Here is a 14037-nt window from a genome sequence, read left to right as displayed (position 1 = left end):
ATGAGTGAACAATTATTGCCGATAAGCGCGCAAGATGTTTACGATGCAGAAGAAGCAATCCGGGGTGCCGTGAAACGCACGCCCATGGAAAAATCCGTTACGCTGTCTGAAATTACCGGCGCAGAATGCTGGCTGAAGTTCGAGATTTTCCAGTTCACCGCTGCCTATAAGGAGCGCGGCGCGCTCAACCGCCTCTTGTCGCTGCCCGAAGGCACCAAAGGCGTTGTTGCGGCCTCCGCCGGCAACCATGCCCAGGGCATCAGCTACCATGCCGGGCGGTTGGGCATTCCAGCCACCATCGTGATGCCGGAAGGCACCCCGTTCAACAAGGTGAAGCGCACCGAAGAACTGGGCGCACGCGTGGTGCTGACTGGCCAGGATTTCGAGGAAGCCACCAAAGCGGCCTACGAGCTCGCCGACAAGGAAAACCTCACCTTCATCCACCCATTCGATGATCCGCATGTCATGGCGGGCCAAGGTACTGTGGGGCTTGAGATGCTGCAGGATGTGCCGGACCTGGACACCCTTGTGGTGCCCATCGGCGGCGGCGGCCTGATCTCCGGCGTGGCAACCATTGCCAAGCATCTCCGGCCCAACATCCGCATTGTCGGTGTGCAGACCGAAGCTTTCCCGGCGATGAAAGAGAAGATGGACGGCACGCAGCTGGCCGGCGACAATATCTCCATCGCTGAAGGCATTGCTGTGAACCAGCCAGGCGAACGCACCCAGAATGTGGTGCGCAAGCTGGTGGATGAAATCGTCACCGTGCCTGAACGCGCCATCGAAGCCGCCATCATCACCATCATGGAAATTGAAAAGGTGGTCGTGGAAGGCGCAGGCGGCATTGGCCTTGCAGCCGTCATGACCCACCCTGAACTGTTCAAGGGCCATAAGGTCGGCATCGTGCTGTCGGGCGGCAACATCGACAGCCGCATGCTGGCCAATGCCATCATGCGCGGCATGGCCCGCGACGGCCGTTTAGCGCGCTTGCGGATCACCATGATGGACCAGCCCGGTGCGCTGGCGAAAGTCACCGACATCGTGGCCCGCGTAGGCACCAATATCATCGAGATGCGCCACCAGCGCGAGTTCGGCGCCCTGTCGCTGAAGCAGACCGAGATGGAACTGGTGGTCGAAGCCAAGGACCAGGAACATGCGCTCAGGCTCGTACGCGCGCTGGAGGAAGCAGACTTCAAGGTGGACTACGCCAAGACCGTCTAACCGCCGGTATTATTCGAAAAAGCAAAGGCCGCCCCAAACGGGACGGCCTTTTTGTTTGATCACCAGTCGACTGGCTTAAGCGAAGTCGTCTGCCGTGATTGTGGTGTAATCCGTGTCCAGCAGCGTGATCGACCCGTCGGCATAGGTGATAACTGTATCGTCACCGTCCTGCACGACCGAAACCGGCCCTGCGGTATAAAGCTCGATCAGGTCAACACCGTCTTCAAAATCGGCGATGATGTCGTCACCGTCACCGTCCACAAAGGTGAAGGTGTCAGCGCCCGAGCCGCCAAACAGCAGGTCATCGCCTTCAAAGCCGCGCAGCACATCATCGCCCGCGCCGCCATCCAGCATATTGTCAACCTCGTTACCCCACAGCAGGTCACGCTCAGACCCGCCAACGGCATTCTCGATCACCGTGCCGTAGGCAATGCTGATGTTAAAGAGCGCCGTGGCCTCAATGCCGGACACGCCGGTTTCAGACGCAATCTGGTTGCTTGCCAGGTTCATCCGACCTGCGGCCACAGCATCAACAGTAGCCTGGCCGATATCGCCCAGCGGGAAGCCTGCAATGTCGGACAGGTCAGCGCGGTTGGCGTTGATCACATCCGCATCCGGCACGGCCTGTGCGGCTGAGCTGAAAGCACCGTCATGCAGGTCGATGAACACGCTGGCGCCAAAGCCGGACATATCAAGCGTGTCAATCCCGCCTGCGTCATAGATCGACAGGTTCGGGTATTCGTTGAGCGAAAAGTCAAACACGTCACGGCCAGCGGTTGAATTGAAGCCATATGTGGTGTCGTCCGCCCGGGTGTCTTCATCCGCGCCATATTTGGCCTGGATGGTCAGGATGTCATGCAACATCGGCGTCTGGGCGTTACCGAACAGGAACGTGCCCCAGTCGATCACAGAAGCGCCGGTCTCGGACGGGCTCCAGTATGACATGATGCTATATTGCTCGCTGTCCTGGGCATATTCAGCCTGGTCCACATAAGTGGTCGCGCCAGCGCCATTGTATGCACCTGGGTGGCTGAGGCCAACCGCATGGCCAATTTCATGGATCAGCGTGGTGGCCCCATAACCATTGAAGCCGAGCCAGTTGTTGGTCCAGTTGATTTCGGGGTCAGCAACGAAGACATCCCCGAAGAACTTCCAGCCCTGGGCATTGGTGAAATCATATTCAGGATAGTAGGCATAGGCCTGCCCCGGGTCAGCCGAGCTTGCAAACTGGATGTCTGCCCCGCGGCCGTTCATTTCAACGAAAGTGGCGTCGATCAAGTCATCCCAAAGCTGAATGCTGTCGCGGGCGGCATCGCGCTGGTCGTCCGTGAAGGGCGTCAGCCCCTCGCCTGCCGTGAAGCCATACTGTGGGTTGTTATAGAGGCCCGTCAGGTTATTGCCGTCCAGGAACGTGTAGGTGATGGTGCCACCATTGACCTGCTGGCTGTTGCCCGAATCGATCTGGTTGATGACACCGTCCAGGTCCAGGATCGGCTTGTCCCTGAAGGTAAACCCGGCATAGTCATCCAGATTGAAGCTTTCAGGCGTTACCCCTGTGAAGCCGTCGCGCCAGAGATTGCCATCGTTCCAGGTGCTGGCGTCATCCCATAGTGTGACAGCCTCGCCGCCGGGCAGTTCATCAGTCTCGATTGTGGTTTGAGTGTTTGGCATTTTTTAGTTTCCTCCCCTAAAAAGATGATCAACTTATTGGTGAGCCGGGGAAGGTGTCAACTGAAACTATTAACCAAAAGTTAATTTTATTTCCCTTTTAAGGGAATTAAATACACCATATAATGGTTTTTTAGCCGGGAGACACACGTATGTCCTACGAAGGCAGCTTCCCCCATGCATGGGAAACGGGTATTGCCGAAATCGATGATGACCACCGACATCTGTTCAAAACACTCAATGAATTCATCGCAACCGATGGCAAATCCCTGATGGACGACAGCCATATCCTTGACTGGTTCCTCGCCGAACTGATGAATCACTTTGAAAAAGAAGAGCGGATCATGGAGATGCATGGCTACAGAGCCGCGGGTGAACACCGGGACCATCACCGCTATGTCTTCAAACAGCTTGTGGCCCTGAAGGACAAGAACCTGTCACCAACGGAGCTGGCACACGAATGCCAGAAGGCCCTGATCCGCGACCTGTTGGTCAAGGACCTGCCCTTCAAGGAATTCATGCAGAAGAGGAAGGCTGCGGGTTAGTCGGAAGACTCAGCAGCAAGGTATCGGAGGGCCATAATTTGTCCCGGTATCATACTTAGAGGGTGAGGCAGCGGTGCATGCGCCCTTTTCCACGACACGCCGGGATTGGGATTATTAGTCAGTCGGGCAATCACCCCGTCAAAGCCGCGCCAAAATTTCTCCTGACTTTCAGCACCACTAACGAGATACAGGTGTGTGTTTGAACCTGTCTCCATCTTTAATCTCTGGCCCACGTGGTCCAGAATTGGTTCATAATGGAAGACTGAGGGAACATAGGCGAAATGTGCATCAAAGAGCCCTGGATGCTCCGCAAAAGCATAGAGGGCATATAGCCCACCACACGAATGTCCGGAAATAACATTCTGCCCTGAGGTCCGAAACCGGCCATCAATGTGAGGCATGAGTTCACTCTCAAGAAACGCAGTAAAGGCTTCAGCGCCTCTGTTTGGCGCAAAATCACGCGTACGGTGGCCATGGGTATAGATGGCGACCAGAATAACCTCTGGCGTGCCGACAAGAGCAGAGAGCATGCGAGCATTTGCTGCCATCAGCTGGCCGTGCCTGGTTTTCTCACCGTCCAATGAATAGATCACGGGGTAGTGACTGCCTGCCCTTTCATCGTAACTCGCCGGTAAATATACTTGGAAACCCCTTTCCTCACCAAGGAGGCCGGACTGTATCTGAGCATGATGTCCCCCGCGGTAAAACAGGCCCAAATATGCAACAAGGACAGCCACCGAGAAGGCAACCGTCCTTGCTAGCCATTTTAAAATCATACGGCTCACAGCTACTCCGCCGGGATGCCCTTGGCTTCCTTGTCTTCATAGTCCTCGAGTTGCGCTGCCACATGGCCGGGTGACTTGGTGAAGCGCGCGAAGAAGTCGTAGAAGACCGGGATGATGAAGAGCGTGAAGAAGGTGGCCACAATCACGCCGCCAAAGACCGTCACACCAATGGTGATGCGGCTGTTGGCGCCCGCGCCCGCCGCCATCATCAGGGGCACGGCGCCCATGGCGGTAGAGAGGCCCGTCATCATGATCGGCCGCAAGCGGGTTTTGGATGCGTCCAGGATGGCCTCGCGCACACTTTCGCCCTCGTCCCGAAGCTGGTTGGCGAACTCAACGATCAGAATGCCGTTCTTGGCCGCAAGGCCGATCAGCATGATCAAACCAAGCTGGCTATAGATATTGAGCGTACTGCCCGCCAGATAGAGCCCCAACAGCCCCCCAAGCACCGCAAGCGGCACAGTGAGCATGATCACGAACGGGTGGATGAAGCTTTCAAACTGGGCCGCCAGGATCAGGAACACCACGACCAGCGCCAGCACGAAGATGAAATAGATATCGCTGCCCGCTTCCTTATACTCGCGGGTGGCGCCTTTATAGTCGATCTTGGTCACGTCCGGGATCTGCTCGCGCACCACGCCTTCCACATGCTCCAGCACCTCACCCAGCGTGAAGCCCTCGCCCAGGCTGCCCGACAGCGTCAGCGCCCGCACGCGGTTGAAGCGGCGCAGGCTTCCTGCGCCGGAGACTTCCTCCACATTCACCAGGTTCGACAGCGGTATCAGCTCGCCAGTGCGGCCTGACGCCACATGGATGTTCTCCATATCCAGCGGCTGGCGGCGGTCTGCCTCCTCGGCCTGCAGGATCACGTCATATTCTTCGCCGTCCTGCACGAACGTGGTCACGCGGCGGCCGCCCATCATGGTCTCCAGCGTCCGGCCAATGGCCTGGATGGAGACGCCCATGTCAGCTGCCCGCGCCCGGTCGATCCGCACTTTGAACTGCGGCTGGGTCTCGCGGTAGTCGGCGTCCAGGCCCACAATGCCGGGGTAATTCTGCAGCTCTTCCAGCATGATCTGCTTGAAGCGCCCGAGGTCGTCATAGGTATCACCGCCGATAACGAATTCGAAGGCTTCACCCCCACCCCGGCGGGTCAGGCCCGATGTTTCGATGGGGATCGCCATGGCGCCGGGTACATTCATGATCAGTTTCGGGCGGATTTCGTTGAGGATTTCAGTAGAGCTGCGCTCACGCTCATCCCACGGGCTCAGGATCAGGAAGCCCCAGCCTCCGCCGCCGTCAACGCGCAGCAGGATACGCACCAGCTCGCCACTGTCCAGAAGCGGCTGAACCTGCTCCTCGATCTTGTAGACCTGCTCTTCCATGAATTCGTGGCTTGCGCCCTCAGGCCCACGGATCACCATGAACAGGCCGCCGCGGTCTTCAATCGGCGCCAGTTCAGCCGGGATGCGCTGCTGCAGGCCCGCGATCAGACCGAAGCAGGTCAGGAAACACAGGGTGACAATGCCTTTATTGGCCAGACAGATTTTGAGGATATTGCCATAGCCTTCCTGCAGGCGCTTGAACGCGCGGTCCAGCATCTTGGCAAAGGCCGGCTTCTTGTTGCGCCGGCGCACCAGCTTGGAGCACAGCATGGGCGACAGGGTCAGCGCCACAAGGCTTGAGAAGGCCACAGCCGCCGTCATGGTGATGGCCAGCTCGCCGAACAGGCGGCCCACGTTCCCTGTCAGGAACATGATGGGCACGAACACGCCAATGAGCACCATGGTGGTCGCGATCACGGCGAAGGACACCTGCCGCGCGCCGCGGTAAGCGGCCAGAAGGCCCGGTTCGCCCTCCTCCACCCGGCGGTAGATATTCTCAAGCACCACGATGGCGTCATCCACCACCAGGCCGATGGCCATCACAAGCCCCAGAAGCGTGATCAGGTTGATCGACACGCCGGCGATATTGAGCACCCAGAAGCTGGCGATGATACACACAGGCACGGTGACAGCAGGCACCAGTACGGTCTTGATGTTCCCAAGGAACAGATACAGCACCAGCACCACAAGCCCCATGGCGACCGCCAGCGTGAAATAGACCTCATCAATGGCTTTTTCGATAAAGACAGAACTGTCGTAGGACGCCAGAAGCTCCATGCTTTCCGGCAGGGTTTCGCGGATGCGCTCCATTTCCGCTTTCGCGGCTTGCGCCACGGCAAGCGTATTGCCCTTGGACTGCTTCACCACACCCAGGCCAATGATTGGGATGCCGTTCCCCCGGAAAGTCCGCTCATCGCGTTCCGAGCCCAGCTCAACACGCGCAATATCGCCGAGGCGCACGAAGCCGCCGTCTGTGCCTTCCTTGATCACCATGGTCTTGAAATCTTCGGGGCGCGCATATTCGCGGTTCAGGCGCACGATGGTGTCACGGTTGATGGATTGGATCTTACCGGCTGGAAGCTCGACATTTTCAGACCGCATGACGCCTTCAATATCCTGCACGGTAATGCCGCGCGCGGCCATGGCCTGTCTGTCCAGGTGAATGCGGATGGCATAGCGCTTCTGCCCGCCAATGCGCACACCCGCCACGCCGTCCACCACCGAAAGACGGTCAACGATATTCCGTTCGGCATAGTCCGTCAGTTGCAGGATATCCATCACTGGGCTCGTGAGGCTGAACCACATGATAGGGCGCGTATCGCTGTCGGCCTTCGAAACCTCAGGCGGCTCTACTTCTTCGGGCAGGTTATTCAGCACCCGGCTGACCCGGTCGCGCACATCGTTGGCGGCGGCGTCGATTTCCCGGTTCAGCATGAACTCAATGGTAATGCTCGACCGGCCGTCGCTCGACGTGCTTTCAATCGTCTTGATGCCCGGCACGCCTGCAATGGCGCTTTCGATAATCTGGGTAACGCGGGTTTCCACAACAGCTGCGTTCGCCCCCGGATAGTTGGTGCGAATGCCCACCACCGGCGGGTCTACGTCCGGCAGTTCACGAACCGATAGCTGCTGGAAGCTGATCACGCCAAACGCGATCAGCAGCAGGCTGATAACGGTGGCAAAAACCGGTCGTTTGACCGAAACATCTGTCAGGATCATGACGCGTCTCCAGCGGCCTTGTCAGCTGCCATATCGATCACTTTCATGCCCATGCGGCCAAGGCGCATGGTGCCTTCTGTCACGACGCGCTCACCTGCTTCAAGGCCGCTTGTAACCTCGACATAGCCGGGGCGGCGCAAGCCAAGCGTAACCTCGCGGCGCTCGGCTTCCCCGTCCTTGACCACGAACACAAAGGTTTTGCCGCCAGTGGGGACGACAGACTCTTCTGGCACACCAATGGCCTGCCAGGACCGGTTGATCACTTCAACCCGCATCAGAAGACCGGGGCGTAACGCATGGTCTTCATTGGGAATTTCAGCGCGAACAATGACCGACCGAGTCACAGGATCAACCCGGCTATCGATGGTTGTCACCACGCCCTTGAACAGGCGGTCCGGGTATGCGGAAACCTTGGCCTCAACATCCTGCCCGGGTTTCAGCGTGGCGATGAAACGCTCAGGCACGGAGAAATCCAGCTTGATGGTATCGATTGCGTCAATGGTGGTGATCGGGGTGTTGGGAGTGATCAGCGTACCCTCGCTGATCTGCCGCAGGCCCAGAAGGCCGTCAAACGGCGCCTTGATGCGCTGGTCGGCCAAACGGGCGGCGGAGGCATCAACGCGGAAGCGGGCTTCGTCCAGACGGCGGCGCTCAGTATCCAGCGCAGCGGACGAGGCATTGCCTTGCTTGACCAGATTCTCGATGCGCCGGAAAGATCGCTCGGCTTCCCGCAGGTTTGCTTCCGCTTCCTGCAACTGGGCTTTTTCTTCGATATCCTCAAGAACCACGAGTACCTGGCCGGCCTTGACGATATCGCCGTCACTAAAATGCACTTCGCGCACGGTGTCTGACACCCGCGAGGTCAGCGTGACAGATTCACGGGCATTCGCTGTGCCCAGAGCTTCTACAATATCGGTGAAAGTGCGCTGGGTCGCTGGGGTCGTGACAACGCTGACGGCGCGTGGGCCCCGGCCCCGCTCTGTTGCGGCGCCATCGGCCATCAACAGCCAGGCGGCCGTTCCTGCCAGCGCCAAAAAGATCGCACCCAATACCAATCGACCCGAATTCATAAATGCCTCACACTTGCTGCAGCCGTTCGGAATTCCATACGAACGAACCCATAAAACAGTTTATACAATCAACGCTTTTGTAAAGTTCTTCAAACAGATAGCGATACTATAGCATCAATTTTGCGAGACTTTGTGACTCTAAATTAATCGGTTTCATTCAAAATTGCGTCAGGCTGTTCAGTCGCTGCGATAAACGGAAGTTGCGTGCGCTCCGCCGCTTAAGCCTGCAGATAATCCTGAACATGCACCTCGAACCGTTCGCCCACTTCAGCCACTCCCGCAGGCAGCTGGTACCCCGGCCGGAAAAGTGCAATTTTGCGCCGATAATCGAACCCCTGCAGCTGGACGGCAGCCACCCGGTCATCCACCAGACTGGTGGGAACCACGGTGCCACCCAATCCCGCGGCCACCATGGCGATAGCGCGGCTGTCATTTGGCGTGCGGTACACCAGTCGTGGGCGAATATTCTGGTCGGTGAAATAGCGGCTGGTCTCAGACAGAACCTCGCACCGGCTGCGCACAATCATATATTCCTCGCCCAGGTCCGCCGCAGTCACACGTGTGCGCCCAGAAAGTGCATGGTCCGGCGCCAGGATGAAGCTGTAGCCTTCCTCATAAAGTGGCAGTGCGGCCTCAGCCCCCTGCCCGCGATGGATCGACAGCGCGTAATCCAGGCTGCGGTCATCCAGGCGGTTCGAAAGCTCCTGTTCCGTGCCATCAAAAATCTCGATGGTTGCCCGCGGCTCGGCGCGCTTGAACGCTGCCAGCATTTCCCCCATCGCCCGGTTTGAAAGCGTTGTCAGGATACCAAGCTTCAGCACCGGTGCCGCCACATCGGCCTCCAGCACCTGCACCGCCATATTGCATTCATGGAGGATGGCCTTGGCGCGCGGCAGAAAACGCGTGCCGGCATCCGTCAGAAAAACCCGCCTGTTGGAGCGCTCGAACAGCGTATGCCCAAGCTGGGTCTCAAGCTTCTTGATCCCGGCGGAAAGCGTTGGCTGGGTTACGAAAACCCGGTCAGCCGCCCGGGTGAAGCTGCCCGTTTCCACGACTGCCAGAAAATACTTCAGAAGGTATAAATCCATGATAGACGCCATCTATGGTTTCTATTTTTCCATTCGATTGTACCGATAGCACGATCTGCCGTAAACTGCCAAGCGTAACCAAAGCACACCCGGATTTCACAAGGGTGCGGACGGGAGACCTCATACATGTCAATCATCCATTCTGGCATTCAGGCCGGGAGCGCTGATTTTGAAGCCAATGCGGCCCATATGCAGGCCCAGGTAGATGACCTTAAAAACAAGATCGCCAAGGTATCCTTGGGCGGCCCCGAGCGCGCACGAGAGAAACACCTGTCACGCGGTAAACTGCTGCCCCGGGACCGGGTGAACACACTTATCGACCCCGGCACAGCGTTCCTTGAGCTGTCGCAACTGGCGGCCTACGGCATGTATGACGCGGACATCTCAGCCGGCGGCGTGATCACCGGCATTGGCCGCGTTGAGGGCACTGAGTGCATGATCGTATGCAATGACGCCACTGTCAAAGGCGGCACCTATTATCCTGTCACCGTGAAGAAGCACCTGCGGGCCCAGGAAATTGCGCGCGAGAACAAGCTGCCCTGCATCTATCTGGTGGACAGCGGCGGCGCCAACCTGCCGAACCAGGATGAAGTCTTCCCCGACCGCGACCATTTCGGCCGCATCTTCTATAACCAGGCCACCATGTCAGCTGAAGGCATTCCGCAGATCGCCGTGGTGATGGGCAGCTGCACGGCAGGAGGCGCCTATGTGCCTGCCATGGCGGACGAAAGCATCATCGTCCAGAACCAGGGCACCATCTTCCTGGGCGGCCCACCACTCGTGAAAGCTGCCACAGGCGAAGTGGTGTCGGCGGAAGACCTGGGCGGCGGTGACGTTCATGCCCGCACCTCCGGCGTTGTGGACCACCTGGCGAAGGATGATTATCACGCCCTTGGGCTTGCGCGCCGTATTGTCGCCAACCTGAACCGCGAGAAGCGCATTCCTGTGAAAGTGCGCGAAACTCGTGCGCCGCTTTATGACACCCGCGAAATTTATGGCGTGATCCCCAAGGATAGTCGCCACCCTTATGACGTGCGCGAGATTATCGCCCGCATTGTCGACGGCAGCGAATTTGATGAATTCAAGAAGCTGTACGGTGAAACATTGGTATGCGGCTTTGCCCATATCTATGGCTTCCCGGTTGGTATTGTGGCCAACAACGGCGTGCTGTTCTCTGAAAGCGCGCTCAAGGGCGCGCATTTCGTGGAACTTTGCGCCCAGCGCGGCATCCCGCTGGTATTTCTCCAGAACATCACCGGCTTCATGGTCGGCCAGAAATATGAAAACGGCGGTATCGCCCGTGACGGCGCCAAGATGGTGACAGCTGTGGCCTGCGCCAATGTGCCCAAGTTTACTATCCTGATCGGCGGCAGCTTCGGCGCCGGCAACTACGGCATGTGTGGCCGCGCCTACCAACCGCGCTTCCTGTGGATGTGGCCGAACGCCCGCATCTCTGTGATGGGCGGCGAACAGGCCGCTGGCGTACTGGCCACCGTCAAACGCGACGGCATGGAAGCCCGCGGCGAGGACTGGTCCACGGAAGACGAGGAAGCCTTCAAGGCGCCCATCCGCGACATGTATGAGGAACAGGGCCACCCCTATTACGCCAGCGCGCGCCTGTGGGACGACGGCGTGATCGACCCCGCTGATACCCGCCGGGTGCTTGGCCTTGCCCTTTCTGCCTCCATGAACGCCCCAGCCGAGGAAACACGCTTCGGCGTGTTCCGGATGTAAGGAAGACGAACCATGTGTGATGTAAAACCCCTTCTTTGCAGCATTGATGACCGCGGCGTGGCGACTGTGACGCTGAACCGCGCGGATGTGCACAATGCCTTCAACGATGACCTGATCTGGGAACTGAAGAACGCCTTCAAGACACTGGGCGAAAACACCGACGTCCGCGCTATCGTGCTGACCGGCGCAGGCAAGAGCTTTTCCGCGGGCGCCGACCTCAACTGGATGAAGGCCGCAGCCGAATATACAGACGAGCAGAACAAACGGGACGCTATCGCGCTTTCGGAAATGCTGTCGACAATCAATGGCTGCCCCAAGCCCACCATCGCGATCGTGAACGGCGCCACCTTTGGCGGCGGCGTGGGGCTTGTGTCCTGCTGCGACATCGCCATTGCTGTGGACGACGCCAAATTTTCACTATCCGAAGTGCGGCTGGGGCTGACGCCCGCGACCATCTCGCCTTATGTGGTGGCCGCGATTGGTGAGCGCCAGGCACGACGCTATTTCCTGACAGCTGAGCGTTTTGACGCGGCGGAAGCCCTGCGGATCGGACTGGTGCATGAAACCGCACCGTCGCTGCAGGAGGCCTTCAGTAAGGCCCACATCTTCCTCAAGAACATCCTGGCCGGCGCGCCGGGCGCCCAGCGCGACGCCAAAGCGCTGGTATCTGTGGTCAAGAACAAGCCGATCACCGAAGAGCTGCGGACCAATACAGCCGAGCGCATCGCCAAGCGCCGTGCCAGTGTCGAGGGCAAGGAAGGCCTGTCGGCGTTCTTAGAGAAACGCAAACCGGAATGGAGCATCGACGCATGAGCAGCCGCATCAAGAAGCTTCTGATTGCCAACCGGGGCGAGATTGCCTGCCGCGTGATGGCCACTTGCCGCCAGATGGGCATCAAGACGGTTGCCGTTTATTCTGCTGCTGACGCCCACGCCCTGCATGTGAAAATGGCGGACGAAGCCGTATTCATTGGGCCTGCAGCGGCAAGCGAGAGCTATCTGGTGGGTGACAAGATCATCGACGCCTGCAAGCGCACAGGCGCGGACGCAGTGCACCCCGGATACGGTTTCCTATCGGAAAACCCGGAATTTGCGGAAGCCTGCGCCAAAAACGGTATCATCTTTGTTGGCCCATCGGCGGCGTCCATGCGCGCCATGGCGCTCAAGGGTGCAGCCAAGCAGCTGATGGAAGAAGCGGGCGTGCCCGTAGTGCCGGGCTATCACGGCGAAGACCAGTCGGTCGCGACGCTGACGGCGGAAGCCGAGAAAATAGGTTATCCGGTACTGATCAAGGCTGTGGCTGGTGGTGGCGGCAAGGGCATGCGCAAGGTGTTTGACGCCAAGGACCTGCCTGCCGCCATTGAAGCCGCTGCACGCGAAGGCAAGAACAGCTTCGGCAACCCGGAACTCCTGATCGAGAAATACATCCAGAAGCCGCGCCACATTGAAGTGCAGGTGTTTGGCGACAGCGACGGCCATGCCGTGCATTTGCTGGAGCGTGACTGTAGCTTGCAGCGCCGCCACCAGAAAGTGGTTGAAGAGGCCCCTGCCCCCGGCATGAGCCTTGAGATGCGCCGCGCCATGGGTGAAGCTGGCGTTAAGGCTGCCGAAGCCATTGGCTATCAGGGCGCTGGCACCGTTGAATTCATCGTGGATGTCGCAAACGGGCTCGAGGACGCGCCTTTCTATTTCATGGAAATGAACACACGCCTGCAGGTGGAGCATCCGGTGACGGAAATGATCACCGGTCAGGACCTGGTGGAATGGCAAATCCGTATCGCCGAGGGCAAGCCATTGCCGCTGAGCCAGGACGAGATTGAAGTGCTGGCTGACGGACACGCCGTTGAAGTGCGCCTTTATGCCGAAGACCCGTTCAATAATTTCGCACCAGCCGTAGGCCGCATTGGCATGTTCGATCCATTTGCCGACACAGGCCCCACAGGCCGCATTGATGCGGGCGTGCAGGCGGGCGACGAGGTTTCGATCCATTATGACCCAATGATCGGCAAACTGATCGCCTGGGGCGAGGACCGCGAGCAAGCAATTGACGCGCTGATCAACCTGGTGGCTGAGACACCGGTGACGGGCCTGACCACCAACCGCGATTTCCTGTTGCGCGCCCTGAAGCACGAAGACTTCCGTGCGGGCGACGTGCACACCGGCTTTATCGAAGCCTTTGAAGACACCCTGCTGGCCAAACCAGTTACCAAAGCAGCCGACTATGCTACGGCAGCCGTTGCTATCATTGCCGCGCGGCACGCCCGGGCGCATGACGCGGACCCATGGTCCCTGAGCGACAATTTCCGCCTGAACCTGCCCGCAAGCGAAAAGCTGTGGTTCGACAGCGGCGACGGTGAGTTCATCACCGCCCATGTAGTGGAAGATCGCCAGAATGTATCTGTGACCGTGGGCGAAGACACCTTCGCCTATAAGTGCCCGCATCTGGTGGACGGCATCCTGACCTTCAGCCAGGACGGCCTCAGGAAGCGGCTATTCGTTGAGGTTGACGCCGCGCATGTGTCAATTGTCACCGATGACCGCACGCTGATGGTCAAGCGCCACGCGCGCGACGGCGGCGCGGACGACGAAACTGACGGCCCCGGCACCATCACGGCGCCCATGCCGGGCAAAATCCTTGAAGTGAAGGTTGAGGACGGCGCTTCGGTCGAACGCGGCCAGCCGCTTCTGGTGATGGAAGCCATGAAAATGGAACAAACGATCAGCGCCCCACGGGATGGTGTTGTGACCGGCCTGAGCCTGAAGGCAGGCGACCAGGTCGCAGACGGTGCCACCCTGCTGACGATCAGTGACGAATAAGTAAGC

At 58.8% G+C, this 14037-nt stretch carries 10 protein-coding genes; 5 read left to right on the top strand and 5 right to left on the bottom strand.

The features are described 5' to 3' along the window. On the top strand, window positions 1-1221 hold the full coding sequence (locus B3Z17_RS17765) for a threonine ammonia-lyase (RefSeq protein WP_286831075.1): 1221 nt from the start codon (window positions 1-3) through the stop codon (window positions 1219-1221). A gap of 75 nt (window positions 1222-1296) precedes the next feature. Here B3Z17_RS17765 and B3Z17_RS17760 read toward each other — a convergent pair whose 3' ends face one another. Beyond that, window positions 1297-2892, bottom strand: a complete 1596-nt coding sequence (locus tag B3Z17_RS17760; RefSeq protein ID WP_286831074.1) for a M10 family metallopeptidase C-terminal domain-containing protein — start codon at window positions 2890-2892, stop codon at window positions 1297-1299. 149 nt (window positions 2893-3041) lie between these two features. Here B3Z17_RS17760 and B3Z17_RS17755 point away from each other — a divergent pair, with 149 nt between their 5' ends. Then, the gene (locus B3Z17_RS17755) at window positions 3042-3434 is read left to right on the top strand and encodes a bacteriohemerythrin (protein ID WP_286831072.1); all 393 of its coding nucleotides are present in this window, start codon (window positions 3042-3044) and stop codon (window positions 3432-3434) included. Here B3Z17_RS17755 and B3Z17_RS17750 read toward each other — a convergent pair. The 4 genes from B3Z17_RS17750 to B3Z17_RS17735 all read right to left on the bottom strand — a co-directional run bounded on the left by B3Z17_RS17750 (window position 3431) and on the right by B3Z17_RS17735 (window position 9481). Then, window positions 3431-4210, bottom strand: a complete 780-nt coding sequence (locus tag B3Z17_RS17750; RefSeq protein ID WP_286831554.1) for an alpha/beta hydrolase — start codon at window positions 4208-4210, stop codon at window positions 3431-3433. The two genes, B3Z17_RS17755 and B3Z17_RS17750, sit on opposite strands and share 4 nt — an antisense overlap. Before the next feature lie 11 nt (window positions 4211-4221). Then, a complete protein-coding gene (locus B3Z17_RS17745; protein WP_286831071.1) occupies window positions 4222-7323 on the bottom strand; it encodes an efflux RND transporter permease subunit in 3102 nt (1033 codons plus the stop codon). Continuing rightward, window positions 7320-8393, bottom strand: a complete 1074-nt coding sequence (locus B3Z17_RS17740; RefSeq protein ID WP_286831070.1) for an efflux RND transporter periplasmic adaptor subunit — start codon at window positions 8391-8393, stop codon at window positions 7320-7322. The genes B3Z17_RS17745 and B3Z17_RS17740 overlap by 4 nt, the downstream gene beginning before the upstream one ends. Before the next feature lie 218 nt (window positions 8394-8611). After that, window positions 8612-9481: a LysR family transcriptional regulator gene (locus B3Z17_RS17735; RefSeq protein ID WP_286831068.1), complete on the bottom strand. Its 870-nt coding sequence runs from the start codon at window positions 9479-9481 to the stop codon at window positions 8612-8614. 126 nt (window positions 9482-9607) lie between these two features. Between B3Z17_RS17735 and B3Z17_RS17730 the strand changes: the two genes are divergently transcribed. Genes B3Z17_RS17730 through B3Z17_RS17720 form a run of 3 tightly spaced genes read left to right on the top strand, consistent with a single transcriptional unit; the run spans window position 9608 to window position 14031 of the window. Continuing rightward, window positions 9608-11215, top strand: coding sequence for a carboxyl transferase domain-containing protein (locus B3Z17_RS17730; RefSeq protein WP_286831067.1), 1608 nt, complete (start codon window positions 9608-9610; stop codon window positions 11213-11215). 12 nt (window positions 11216-11227) lie between these two features. Next, window positions 11228-12028 carry an enoyl-CoA hydratase/isomerase family protein gene (locus B3Z17_RS17725; protein WP_068306708.1) on the top strand — a complete coding sequence of 267 codons (801 nt, stop codon included), beginning with the start codon at window positions 11228-11230 and terminating at the stop codon, window positions 12026-12028. Then, entirely contained in the window at window positions 12025-14031 is a 2007-nt protein-coding gene (locus tag B3Z17_RS17720; RefSeq protein ID WP_286831066.1) for an acetyl/propionyl/methylcrotonyl-CoA carboxylase subunit alpha, read from the top strand. The genes B3Z17_RS17725 and B3Z17_RS17720 overlap by 4 nt, the downstream gene beginning before the upstream one ends. Window positions 14032-14037: the final 6 nt, after the last annotated feature.

Origin of the sequence: Kordiimonas sp. UBA4487 (assembly GCF_002389025.1) — a bacterium.
GTDB lineage: Bacteria > Pseudomonadota > Alphaproteobacteria > Sphingomonadales > Kordiimonadaceae > Kordiimonas > Kordiimonas lacus.
Note: the sequence above shows the minus strand (reverse complement) of the source record. Positions and strands in the feature narration are given on the sequence as shown.

Excerpts from the sequence above, each read along its gene's own strand:
- B3Z17_RS17740 (WP_286831070.1), bottom strand. The coding sequence starts at position 8,393 with ATGAATTCGGGTCGATTGGTATTGGGTGCGATCTTTTTGGCGCTGGCA.
- B3Z17_RS17750 (WP_286831554.1), bottom strand. The coding sequence starts at position 4,210 with ATGATTTTAAAATGGCTAGCAAGGACGGTTGCCTTCTCGGTGGCTGTC.
- B3Z17_RS17725 (WP_068306708.1), top strand. The coding sequence starts at position 11,228 with ATGTGTGATGTAAAACCCCTTCTTTGCAGCATTGATGACCGCGGCGTG.
- B3Z17_RS17730 (WP_286831067.1), top strand. The coding sequence starts at position 9,608 with ATGTCAATCATCCATTCTGGCATTCAGGCCGGGAGCGCTGATTTTGAA.
- B3Z17_RS17720 (WP_286831066.1), top strand. The coding sequence starts at position 12,025 with ATGAGCAGCCGCATCAAGAAGCTTCTGATTGCCAACCGGGGCGAGATT.
- B3Z17_RS17765 (WP_286831075.1), top strand. The coding sequence starts at position 1 with ATGAGTGAACAATTATTGCCGATAAGCGCGCAAGATGTTTACGATGCA.
- B3Z17_RS17755 (WP_286831072.1), top strand. The coding sequence starts at position 3,042 with ATGTCCTACGAAGGCAGCTTCCCCCATGCATGGGAAACGGGTATTGCC.
- B3Z17_RS17760 (WP_286831074.1), bottom strand. The coding sequence starts at position 2,892 with ATGCCAAACACTCAAACCACAATCGAGACTGATGAACTGCCCGGCGGC.
- B3Z17_RS17735 (WP_286831068.1), bottom strand. The coding sequence starts at position 9,481 with ATGGATTTATACCTTCTGAAGTATTTTCTGGCAGTCGTGGAAACGGGC.
- B3Z17_RS17745 (WP_286831071.1), bottom strand. The coding sequence starts at position 7,323 with ATGATCCTGACAGATGTTTCGGTCAAACGACCGGTTTTTGCCACCGTT.